Below are 11,766 nucleotides of genomic sequence, written 5' to 3' on the forward strand. Positions count from 1 at the left end.
TTCTCTCAATAACCGAGTTGTTTGCTATCACCAAATATAGATTCGTGATGTTCATAACGAATTGGATTACAGAAGCGGAGGATAATGAAGAAAACAACATCATAATAGTGAGTAGATTCTCAATGGCGCAAACCTTTCAATTTGCCAATAATACCGAAATTACGTTACTCGATCATGATCTCCAGATCGAAGTGGTTGGTAACCAAGCACACTTTTCGTTTGCAGGTGTGCACAACAAAACCTTCACTAACCGTGAAGTGTTGTTCGAAATGCCTTTCCTTTATGAGCATGGCGCAACCGTTATTGGTGACGGTTTTCAAATGCTAGCCCAAACCTCGGGTACCATTTCTCAACCCATCGATATTGGCCGTTGTCCAGACAACAACGCTGCTTATCGCATCTATCCTGCACATGCGCCGAAGCGTTACTACAACTATTTGGTTGTTGAAGATGCATCAGGGTATACCTTGTTTGGATTTACCACGTGTCGTCGCTTTGCTGGATATTTTGAAGTTCAGAAGATCGGTGAAGATTGGGTACTTTCGGCAGCGATTGACGGAGAACAGACGCAAGTGTCAGAGTGGGAGAACAACACGCTTGAGTCGGTAGCCGTTTTGCGTGGTCACTCGTTGTATCACCTGTATCAAGAGTACAGTGAGATGATTACAGCGCATCATCCAGTACGTAAAGGTGTAACTCAAGATGCGCCAATTGGTTGGTGTTCTTGGTATGCGTATTATGCAGAGGTGACCGAAAATAACGTCCTAGAAAACGTTGAGTGTATGCAAGATAGCCTTGCAGATCTGGAATGGGTTCTTCTAGATGATGGCTACCAAGTATTTATGGGTGATTGGTTAACACCATCTGACAAGTTTTCAGGTGGGGTGAAAGAGCTGATTCAGAACATCCGTACAAAAGGTAAAAAGCCCGCTATTTGGATGGCTCCTTTTATCGCTCAACCTGAGTCTGAGATCTTCAGGACACATCCAGATTGGTTCGTTCGACATGAAGATGGTTCATTACTTAAAGCAGAAGACGTAACATATAGTGGCTGGCGATGTACGCCTTGGTATATTCTTGATACTTCAAATCCTGAAGTTCAAGATCATCTCACACACGTTGTGTCTGTGATGAGAGATGAGTGGGGGGTTGAGCTGTTTAAACTCGATGCAAACTACTGGGGCACGCTAAAAGGTAAGCGTAGTCAATCTGGTGTTACTGGCGTAGAAGCTTACCGTATGGGAATGGAAGCTATCGCTAAGGGGGCAGGGGATGCCTGGCTATTGGGCTGTAATGCGCCAATGTGGCCATCGTTGGGCTTAGTCGATGCGATGCGTGTTTCTGATGATGTAGAGCGTCATAACCACCGTTTTGAGCAAATCGCCAAAGAAACCTTTTTCCGTAGCTGGCAACATCGTAAGCTGTGGCAAATTGATCCAGATTGCGTGACACTGGTCTCCTTGCCGAATCAAGCTGCCTCACGAGAAGATTATCATTTTCATCGTAATGCACTTCTGGCCTGTGGTGGTTTGTTGCTTTCAGGTGACCCATTACCAGAAGTTACGCCTTTCGCAAGCAAAACCCTATCTAAGCTGATGCTGCGTCAGCGGCGTAATCAAGAAGCAGCTAAGTTCACAGCATTAAGCCTGAACCATGCGTTTTTGTCGTTAACTGCTAAGAATGATCTGCATTGTTTATTTAACTATGGGAACAATGACGCAACAGAGTTTACCTTAATCGCTGAGCAGCCGACAGATTGGTACGATTTTTGGACAGGTGAAAAACTGAACCAAGAACCATGTAAATTGCTGTTAATCAGTGTTGATAAAGGGTTAAACGCCAGAGCGATCGTGACGGCGTAAATTTGAAGTGGCGTAATGTGGTATCGTTTAAAGGTACCACATTCCTTACAATCGGTGACGTTTACTTTTCTTCGTGTCAAACTCCTCCAAATCAGGTAAAGTATCGACCTTTGTGAGCAAACTCGCTTCCTCGGTGTAATTCACTATGCAATTCACCCTATTAGGAAGCCATCAAATTGACTTGAATAGGAAGAAACATGATTCTAGTTGTAGGTCATAAGAACCCAGACAGTGACAGTATTTGTAGTGCACTAGTTGCAACTGAACTTCTAAAGGCGCGTGGCGTTGAAGCAATGCCAATTCGCCAGGGCGAAATTAACCGTGAAACTCAGCACATCCTAGAAGTAGCTGGCGCAGAAGTTCCTGAGCTGCGTACTTCAGTTGCTGGCGAAACTGTTTGGCTAGTAGACTACTCAGATCTAGCGCAAGCACCAGACGACATCGCTGAAGCTGAAATCGCGGGTATCGTTGACCACCACCGTCTAGGTGACGTGATGACAGTGAACCCAATGGAAGCATGGATCTGGCCTGTTGGCTGTACTAACACAGTACTATTCAACATGTTTAAAATTGAAGGTCACGAGATCACGCCTCAAATCGCTAAGCTAATGATGTCAGCTATCCTTTCTGACACAGTAGGTTTCGCTTCTCCAACTTGTACTCAAAAAGACAAAGATGCTGTTGCTGAGCTAGCGGCTATCGCAGATGTACAAGACGTTGATGCATTCACTAAAGATCTTCTAATTGCTAAGACAAACATTGAAGGTCTATCAGCGGCTGAGCTTGTTGAAAAAGACCTTAAAGGTTACCCGTTCAACGGACGTGATGTGGTCGTTGGTCAGGTTGAACTTGCGACTCTTGATCAAGTTGACGGCATGATCGAAGCACTAGAAGCTGATCTTGAAGTACGTTGTGCAAACGACGACCTAGCGTTTGCTGCTGTGATGCTAACAGATATCACTACAGCTCAAACTCGTCTTCTTTACAAAGGTGAGTGGGCTGAGAAACTTGTTAAGCACGAGAAAGACGGCATGCTAATGATGGAAAATACACTAAGCCGTAAGAAGCAAGGTTGGCCTTGGCTTCAAACTGAGCTTGTGTAATTTCATTATTACCAACGTATACTGTAAATGCCCGCCAATAGGTGGGCATTTTTCTATGGGAATAGGAGATGAATATGTCTGAAGCGTTAACCCAAGAGCAAATGGACACCATCAATCGCTACAACGAAGAGCAGCGCTTGAAATACTGTGTGAAAGAGATTGTAGCTAACCGCAAGGTGTGGATTCTGAAAGATGAGCACGGCTGCGTGATGCTAAACACAGAAGATGACGATTGTGTACCAGTGTGGCCAAACGAAGAGTTTGCACAGCAATGGGCGACAGGCGACTGGGAAGAGTGTCAGCCAGAAGCTATCTCTTTGAACAAATGGCACAGTCGCTGGACTTCAGGTCTAGAGGACGATGAGCTGTCTGTTGTGATTTTCCCAAACCAGAGTGAAGAAGGCGTAGTGCTGTTTCCGGACGAGTTTGACTTTGAACTGCGAAAACAAGCAAGCCGTCGCTAGGTTCTAAAAAAAGCCTGCGATGTTGCAGGCTTCTTCGTTTCTAATGCTTACCTATACTAATGGGTTGGCGCTTTGTAAAAGTGGCTATTAACTAAGCGTTGTGTGATCGGGTGCTGCGGGTTGGTTAAAACTTGGTTCGTCTCACCAAACTCCACCACCTCCCCTTCATGCATGACCATCACTTTATCTGTGATGTGCTTTACAATACCAATGTGCTGAGATACGTAGACAAATGACAAGCCCATTTCTTCTTGCAGTTCTAAGAACAGGTTGATGATCTGTGAACGCATCGCCATATCCAAACCATTTAGCGCTTCATCGGCCACGATAATCGATGGTTGAAGTATTAATGCACGAGCCAAACATACGCGCTGCTTTTGACCGGCAGCAAGCATTTGTGGATAGAAGTAGGCGTGTTCAGGCAGTAATCCGACTCGTAGTAAAGTATCCTTCACCCGTTTTATGCGCGCATCTGGTGGCATGCTGGTGTTTCGCTTTAGAGGTCCTTCCAAAATACGACCGATTTGAATGCGTGGATTCAACGAGGTATTAGGATCTTGAAAAATCATGCGGATAAGCTTACAACGTGTTGAGTAATCTTTGTGTTCTAAACGTTCACCGTTCACTCGAATTTCTCCGGAACTAGGTTCAACCACGCCTGCCAACATACGCGCAAGGGTTGATTTTCCTGAACCATTCTGGCCAATAAAGCCGATAGTTTGCCCAGGTTCCAAAGTAAAACTAACGGGCTTAACTGCCTCTTTAATCTTGCGCTTAAACAGTCCGGAGCGCGTGACAAATAGCTTCGATAGGTTATCGACTTCAAGCAACGCACTCATGAATGTTTCTCCGTATTAAGTGGAAAGTGGCAGCTAAACTTATGGCTTTTAATGTGTCTAGTGTGTGGGATCTCTACGCACTGCTTTTGAGCATAAGGACAACGAGGGCCTAAACGACAGCCAATAGGCAGATGCTGCAATGGAGGGATAGACCCTGGGAGTGATTGCAGTTTTTGCTTGTGTGGGATCCAATCATTAAAATCAGGCATCGCTTTAAGTAAAGCAGAGGTATACGGATGCTTCGGAGCCTTAATGATTTTGGCTGTGTTTGCTGATTCAACCGACTGACCGCAGTACATGACGGTAATTCGAGTCGCCCATTGGGTAATGGTCGTTAAATCGTGACCGATCAGTACAATCGTGGTGTTGTTTAGCTGGTTCATTCGGCTAAGTAGACGCAGGATCTGTGATTGAGTAATCGGATCAAGGTCGTTGGTGGGCTCATCTGCGATCAAGATTTTTGGCTTGGTAGCAATCGCCATGGCAATCATTACCTTTTGGCACTCTCCATCGGTAAGCTCGTAAGGGTAGCTTGCCATCAAACGTTTATGATCTTTTATCCCAACTTTATGCAGTAGGGCTATAGCTTGTTTTTTACGCCACTTGAAGCGTTCCCACCATTTGCCTTCAAAAGCGCGCGAAGGGATTGATTCGATTAGCTGTTTACCCACTTGTTCGGAGGGATCTAAACATGTAGAGGGCTCTTGAAAAATCATAGCGATATCGCGCGCAATTACACGTCGACGCTCTTTCGGAGTTAACTGAAGGAGATCGATATTACCAAGACGCATTCGGTCTGCACTAACTTTCCAATTTTCTTTGCAAACGCCGACAATGGCTTTTGCGACGAGACTCTTACCGGACCCAGATTCTCCCACTAAACCACGGATCTCACCTTCGTTTAGAGTGATGCTCATGCGATCTACCGCTTTCACTAAACCCTGTGGTGTTTCGATTTCAATGGTTAAGTGTCGAATATCTAATAATGGCATTATTCGATCCCCGCATTAAGCGCTTGACGTACACCTTCACCTACTAAGTTTAGGACAACGACAGTAAACATAATGGTTAGACCTGGCAAGGTGACGGTCCAAGGGGCAATGTAAATGAGTTCCACAGAGTCACCCAAAATTGCGCCCCACTCAGTACTCGGTGTTTGAGCGCCTAGGCCGAGGAAGCCAAGCGCAGTGATATCCAAAATGGCCATAGATAAAGCCAAGGTTATTTCTGCGGCAATGACCGTCAGAATATTGGGTAGAATCGAGTTCCACAATAAGTAGAAGTCGTTCGCACCATCTAAACGCGCGGCCATTATGTAGTCTTTTTCTACCTCAGTGTGTACAGCAATATAAACGGAACGAATAAACCGGGGTATCAAGGCCAAGCAAATTGCCAACAAGATATTAAACTCACCAAAGCCAAGGAAAGCGACGAAAATGATCGCCAGTAATAGTGATGGTATCGACATCACGGTATCGAGAAGGTGGTTTAAAATACTTGAAAGCAGACCTCGGGTCATACCTGCTAGGACACCAATCACACAGCCAATCAAAGCGGCAATCGCAGTAATAATCACTGCCGCACCAAAAGTCAGTTGTGAGCCTGTAATTAAGCGAGAGAGGATATCTCGCCCTAAATCATCAGTTCCTAAAAAGTAGTCAACCGTGCCTGCAGGTGCCCAAGATGGCGGTACAAGGAGTTCGCCCGATTGTGCTTGGGGATCGTATGGTGCAAGTAGGGGGGCAAATATCGTGACGAAAAGAATCAAAATGAGGCACCAAAGCCCAAACATAGCCAAACTGTTTACACGGTAACTTCGCCAGAATCGCTCGAATTGAGTGGGAATGCGCTCTTCCTGATAAATGTTATTTGTTAGCATACCATTCCTTTCTTACTAGCGGATTAATCATGGCACCAATCAGATCCGAAAGAATGTTGGCGGTTAATACGAGCGTGGCCAATACCATAACACCAGCTTGGATGGACGCGTAATCTTGATTTGACAGTGCGTCTAAAAGCCAACGACCAATACCTGGCCAGTTGAAAATTGATTCAGTAATGATGGCTAACGTGATCATACTAGAAAGCTGAACTCCAACTTTGGGAACGATCGGCGGAATCGCGTTGCGTAGTACATGCTGCATCACGATTTCTCGGTTGGACAAACCTTTGATACGTGCGGCACGAATATAGTTTTGACTCATTACCTCAGCAACCGATGCGCGCATCATGCCAATAACTTGCGTTGTTGGTGTGAGTGCAAGCACCAAACACGGTAGCATCATATGCTCGATAACACTTTGTAGGGCATGAGCTCGGTATTCACCCTTCGACATAAAAGCATCAATGATGGCAAAGCCTGTTACGTGGTCAATTTCGTACAGTAGATCGTAGCGTCCAGCGACGGGGAATAGGTGATATTGCAGGGAAAATACCATGATCAGCATTAGGGCTACCCAGAAAATAGGAGCGGAGTAACCCGACATCGATACGAATGAAATACTGGTATCTAACCATTTACCTTGTTTCATCCCTGCAATAGTACCCAGTGGGATACCGACAAGTAGTGAGATAACAAAAGCGAAAAAGCACAGTTCTAATGTCGCAGGAAATACAAGCGCGAGTTCTTCATAAATAGGGATGCCACTTTTACTCAATCCAAAGTTGAGTCTAGAAAGCTCTATTAGGTAGCTATTCCAACCAGACCAAAATGCCACGTTCGCCCAGTGAGAGGTGGGATCTAAACGTAAGAGAGAGAACCCCACTAGAGTGAGGATCAATAAGGTGATGAAAAATAAATTAAATCGTCGAATTGCGTACCCAAACATCAGTGTATTCTCTCAACGTTATCAAATGGTTGTGCATTGAAAGGGCTTGATTTAAAACCTTTTAACGACTTATTGTGAACGCGAAATTGCACGCCGTGAGCTAATGGAATAACAGGAAATTCCTCATTTAGAATATTTTGTGCTTGGCGATACAGGTTTAAACGATAACGTGGTTCTTGTGTTTCTAACGCCAGATCCAACAAAAAGTCGAAGTCTTCGTTGCACCACATCGAAACATTTAAGCCAATGCGTTCTGATTCGCAAGAAAGTAACGGACGGAAAAAGTTATCAGGATCGCCAGTATCACCAATCCACCCCGTTAGCAGTAAATCAGCATCATTTATTGATTCAAGTTGGATTCGCTCGAAACGGTCATCAGTAAGTATTTGGAGTTGTACACCAATGTCAGCAAAATTTGATTGGATCAACTCGGCCGTTTTACGAGGACTTGGATTAAAGGCTCGTGGCTCTAATGGTACCCAAATGGTGAGTTGCAGTCCTTTTCCATAGCCAGCTTCTCGCAGCAATGCTAACGCATAGTTACGATCATAGCGGATTTTTATGCTGTCTTTTTGGTATGCCCAAGAGTTAGGTGGCAATAGGGTATAAGCTTGGGTCCCTGTTCCATAGTAAACCGAATCTAGAATATTTTGGCGGTTAATGGCCAGATTCAATGCCTGACGGACACGCGCATCCCGAAGGGCTGGGTGACTGGTGTTAATCGCAATAAAAGAGACATTATTCGCCGGAGTGGCATCTAGCTCAAGTTGTTCGCTTTCATTAATAATTGGAATCTGACTAGAGATAGGAGAGGTCAACACATCGCACTCATTCCTAAGTAATTTTGCAAGTGTACCCGTACCACGGTGTGATATATCAAACACGACTTGCTTCATTTTCGCAGCTGATTTCCAATAACCTGAGTGGCGCTCTAAACGAATTAAATCGTTCGCTTGATACTCTTTTAATTTAAAAGGCCCTGTACCTATCGGCAATTGGTCAATCTTTGATTTTTCATCTTGTGCAATGAGTTGCGTTCCGTATTCCGATGAAAGCACGACAGCATGACTGGTGGCGATGTTAGACAAAAATGCGAAATTTGGTTGAGCCAGAATAAACTTCACTGTGTTGTCATCTATCGCGATAACATCGAGCAGCAAGGTTTGGAAGTCCAAACTGGAAAACCATGGATAAAAACCACCACCGACATTATGAAATGGATGGTCTACATCAATGATTCGCTTAAAGCTGAATACCACATCTTGGGCGCTTAATGTTCGCGTTGGCTTAAACCAAGGCGTGGTTTGAAAGTGCACGCCGCGCTTTAGTTTGAACGTGTACTCAGTGCCAGCTTGGTTGACAGTCCAGCTTTCGGCAAGATTTGCGGTTGGTTGATGAGATTCAGGATCGAGCGTTAGCAGCGTATCGTACAACTGTGGGCTCAGGGCTTCAGCCGTAATGCCACTGTCAATCAGTTGAGGATTAAACGTACTTGGTTTGCCGTGCCCACAAAACACAAATCTATTCTCACGAATATCATTGTGATCGATTTCTTCACCACAAGCGGTGAGTAAGCTAATACCGATAAGGCTCAGCGATAGTCTTATAAAAGCTTTCATAATATGAAATGGTCATTGGATCTTGCTTGTACCGCAGAGATAAATCGATGGAGTGACAAGCGAAAATGATCCCGCTAATTTATCATCTTTAGCAACTCGCTCCAAACATAAAATCTTTGCGACGCATGGTGTTAGATCAAATTAGCGCATCAATTGCCTACGTTGACCAAATTTGCCCCTTAATTACTTCTCTGTGTTAAGTGAAGCATAGCTTTTCTCATTTTAGCGAGTATGGAAATATATGGGTTAACTCTGTCCTACTAAACTGTACTTTCTTACCATACCTCGTAATTGGTGATAGCTAAGTCCCAGAAGCTCCGCCGCTTGACGTTGGTTAAATTTCGCCTCTTCTAGCGCTTGGGTGAGTAGGTTGATGTCTTGCTCTTCTTGCCATTGTTTGTAATCTAACGGGAAGCAAATAGGCGTGATTTGCGGTGTGCTTTCTTGCTCTAGGTCTTCTCTTTCCGCAGTGTGCCCGAGAGCGTTGTCCCAATGTGTTTCAAATGGGTTGAAGATTAAACGATCGATTGGATCTGCGTTTAGCCCATGTTGATAGATGGCACGCTCAACGACATTCTTTAGTTCTCGAACGTTACCCGGCCATTCGTAATCCAGCAGTGATTGCTGGGCTCGTTCTGTAAAGCCAACAAAGTATTCCAATTGTAACTCTCGGCACATTTTGATCGCGTAGTGCTGAGCGAGGGAAAGAATGTCTTCTTTACGCTCACGTAAAGGAGGAAGCATAATGACGTCAAAGGCTAAACGATCAAGTAAGTCTGCGCGAAAGTCTCCTTGTTTGGCCAATTGTGGCAGATCGGCATTGGTTGCACAGACCAGACGCACATCCGCAGTCAGGGCTGTGTGCCCTCCAACACGTTCGTATTCACCATATTCAATAACGCGCAATAATTTTTCTTGGACCAATAGCGGAGCGGTCGCTAATTCATCAAGAAACAGCGTGCCACCTTCTGCGCGCTCGAAACGTCCTTTGTGTTTTCCCTTCGAACCTGTGAAGGATCCGGACTCGTGACCAAAAAGTTCTGAATCAATCAAACCTTCGCTCAATGTGGCACAGTTCAGGGAAAGCAGTGGTTTATCCCAACGTTTTGATAAATAGTGTAAACGTTGTGCGATAAGTTCTTTACCCGTTCCTCGTTCTCCTATGATAAGCACCGGGCGTTCGATTGGCGCGAGCTGCGATACTTTATCTAATGCGCCAAGAAAAGCGGGCGATTCACCAATGAGGTTTTGCTTCATAAAGTCCTTCTTATTTTCTATCTGGCCATAAGTTACCGTATTGAAGTTGGTGAAATTTACCAACTGTTGGTAAAAAACATCATAGCATATCGGTGTACTACAACAACAACATACTTAAGTTATTGTTTTAAAAAGATAAGTAAAGTTGGCACGTAACTTGTTATATGTAAAGGGAGACGCAAGGTAAATTACCACCTTGTCGAGTTTAAATAGGAAAAAAAGAGGAGTTCCGTTATGGGTATTTTTTCTCGTTTTGCAGATATCGTTAACTCAAACATCAGTGCATTGCTAGACAAGGCGGAAGATCCTGAAAAAATGATCCGTCTTATTATTCAAGAAATGGAAGATACACTTGTAGAAGTACGTACTAACTCGGCTAAAGCGATTGCAGACAAAAAAGAGTTGGCACGTAAGGTTGAAGCACTGGAAGACCAAATCACTGAGTGGGGACACAAGGCAAGCCTTGCTTTGGTAAAAGAACGCGAAGACTTGGCACGCGCAGCCTTGATCGAAAAGCAGAAGCTTGAGCAAGTGATTAAAGGCCTCCACACTGAGCAAACTCTAGTTGAAGAGACCATCACGAAGTTGACAGGTGAGATTGGGAAGTTAGAGAATAAAATTGCTGAGACTCGTGCAAAACAACAAGCACTTTCTATCCGTAATCAAACCGCATCGAATCGCAGAGATGTCCAAAAACACTTGCACGCAAGTCGCACGAGTGAAGCGATGGCAAAATTTGATCAATATTCACGAAAAATTGATGAAATGGAAGCAGAAGCCGATTTGTATGCTAAAACAGGTAATGCTAAGTCACTAGATCAAGAGTTTGCTGAGCTGCAAGCACAAGATGAAATTGAAAAAGAGTTGGCAAAACTGAAAGAACAGATGTCATCGAACGATAAATAGGAGAGGGGCCATTTATGTCGACATTTTTTATTACTGGACCATTGATTGTCTTTTTAATCTTTGTCGCTCCACTATGGCTCTTCTTACACTATCGCAGCAAGCGCAAAGCAGATAGTGCGCTGTCGAGCCAAGATCTAGATCGCCTTCAGGCACTGTCTGAAAAAGCCGACTCAATGCAGTCTCGAGTTGAAACATTGGAGCGTATTTTAGACGCAGAATCACCAACGTGGAGACGTAAATATGAGTAAACGAGAGCTGTATCGAGATCCAGTGAATGGCAAAATTTCTGGCGTGTGCGCCGGAATTGCAAATTACTTTGGTGCGGAAGTTTGGTTGATTCGGATTGTTGTGATTTCTGCGGCTTTGTTGGGGGGAACGTTTTTAGTATTACTTGCTTACGTGGCGATGACCTTCATGCTAGAGAAGGAACCTGTCACGTACACAGAGAATATTAAGTCTCGGCAAGAGCACACTCTGAAAAGTAAGCCTTGGCAAAGAGGGCAAAGTCCTGATCAGCTTCTCTGCGTACTTGAAAGTGATTTCGCACAGCTCGATAGCAAAATCCGTATGATGGAAGCTTACGTGACATCAGATACATATCGAGTTAACCGAGAGTTTAATAAACTGTAGTTAGCCTACATGAAAGGCCGATAACGCAGTGGAAATAACCAACAAACGCTGCCCAAAGGGTTCGAGCTAGGCGTCCCCATCCGAACAAAATGTAACCGCGAAAGATAAACAGACCCTAATATCTTGATTGTAATAAAGCAGACGTTGGTCTAATGCCAGTCAGTTAAGCTGACTGGCTTTCTTTTTATTGGGGTATTTCTTTGCCTTTGCTTTTATTGCTCTCGGATATATCCGATCTTCTCGTTTAATGGGCAAGAC

At 44.4% G+C, this 11,766-nt stretch carries 12 protein-coding genes; 6 read left to right on the forward strand and 6 right to left on the reverse strand.

What is annotated here, in order from left to right; all coding sequences use genetic code 11:
* Positions 1–122 precede the first annotated feature (122 nt).
* The 3 genes from AK965_RS16170 (at position 123) to AK965_RS16180 (ending at position 3,429) form a co-directional block, all read left to right on the forward strand.
* Positions 123–1,862 carry a glycoside hydrolase family 36 protein gene (locus AK965_RS16170; protein WP_099080578.1) on the forward strand — a complete coding sequence of 580 codons (1,740 nt, stop codon included), beginning with the start codon at positions 123–125 and terminating at the stop codon, positions 1,860–1,862.
* Positions 1,863–2,059: 197 nt separating this feature from the next.
* Entirely contained in the window at positions 2,060–2,965 is a 906-nt protein-coding gene (locus AK965_RS16175; RefSeq protein WP_099080579.1) for a manganese-dependent inorganic pyrophosphatase, read from the forward strand.
* Between the two features lie 74 nt (positions 2,966–3,039).
* On the forward strand, positions 3,040–3,429 hold the full coding sequence (locus tag AK965_RS16180) for a DUF2750 domain-containing protein (RefSeq protein WP_099080580.1): 390 nt from the start codon (positions 3,040–3,042) through the stop codon (positions 3,427–3,429).
* A gap of 56 nt (positions 3,430–3,485) precedes the next feature.
* Here AK965_RS16180 and AK965_RS16185 read toward each other — a convergent pair whose 3' ends face one another.
* The 6 genes from AK965_RS16185 to pspF form a co-directional block, all read right to left on the reverse strand.
* Entirely contained in the window at positions 3,486–4,268 is a 783-nt protein-coding gene (locus AK965_RS16185; RefSeq protein ID WP_099080581.1) for an ATP-binding cassette domain-containing protein, read from the reverse strand.
* The gene (locus AK965_RS16190) at positions 4,265–5,260 is read right to left on the reverse strand and encodes an oligopeptide/dipeptide ABC transporter ATP-binding protein (RefSeq protein WP_099080582.1); all 996 of its coding nucleotides are present in this window, start codon (positions 5,258–5,260) and stop codon (positions 4,265–4,267) included. Before AK965_RS16190 ends, AK965_RS16185 begins: the two co-directional genes overlap by 4 nt.
* Complete coding sequence (gene sapC / locus AK965_RS16195) at positions 5,260–6,147, reverse strand: putrescine export ABC transporter permease SapC (RefSeq protein WP_099080583.1); 888 nt, start codon at positions 6,145–6,147, stop codon at positions 5,260–5,262. Before sapC ends, AK965_RS16190 begins: the two co-directional genes overlap by 1 nt.
* A complete protein-coding gene (locus AK965_RS16200; RefSeq protein WP_099080584.1) occupies positions 6,134–7,096 on the reverse strand; it encodes an ABC transporter permease subunit in 963 nt (320 codons plus the stop codon). The genes sapC and AK965_RS16200 overlap by 14 nt, the downstream gene beginning before the upstream one ends.
* The gene (locus AK965_RS16205) at positions 7,096–8,715 is read right to left on the reverse strand and encodes an ABC transporter substrate-binding protein (RefSeq protein ID WP_099080585.1); all 1,620 of its coding nucleotides are present in this window, start codon (positions 8,713–8,715) and stop codon (positions 7,096–7,098) included. The genes AK965_RS16200 and AK965_RS16205 overlap by 1 nt, the downstream gene beginning before the upstream one ends.
* A gap of 246 nt (positions 8,716–8,961) precedes the next feature.
* Positions 8,962–9,972: a phage shock protein operon transcriptional activator gene (gene pspF, locus AK965_RS16210; protein ID WP_099080586.1), complete on the reverse strand. Its 1,011-nt coding sequence runs from the start codon at positions 9,970–9,972 to the stop codon at positions 8,962–8,964.
* Positions 9,973–10,206: 234 nt separating this feature from the next.
* On the opposite strand from pspF, the gene pspA reads away from it, so the two are divergent.
* Genes pspA through pspC form a run of 3 tightly spaced genes read left to right on the forward strand, consistent with a single transcriptional unit; the run spans position 10,207 to position 11,508 of the window.
* Positions 10,207–10,878, forward strand: a complete 672-nt coding sequence (gene pspA / locus AK965_RS16215) for a phage shock protein PspA (protein ID WP_099080587.1) — start codon at positions 10,207–10,209, stop codon at positions 10,876–10,878.
* A 14-nt stretch (positions 10,879–10,892) separates the two neighbouring features.
* Positions 10,893–11,126, forward strand: coding sequence for an envelope stress response membrane protein PspB (gene pspB / locus AK965_RS16220; protein WP_099080588.1), 234 nt, complete (start codon positions 10,893–10,895; stop codon positions 11,124–11,126).
* A complete protein-coding gene (gene pspC, locus AK965_RS16225; protein WP_099080589.1) occupies positions 11,119–11,508 on the forward strand; it encodes an envelope stress response membrane protein PspC in 390 nt (129 codons plus the stop codon). Before pspB ends, pspC begins: the two co-directional genes overlap by 8 nt.
* Positions 11,509–11,766 lie beyond the last annotated feature (258 nt).

Origin of the sequence: Vibrio sp. PID17_43 (genome assembly GCF_002608565.1) — a bacterium.
GTDB lineage: Bacteria > Pseudomonadota > Gammaproteobacteria > Enterobacterales > Vibrionaceae > Vibrio.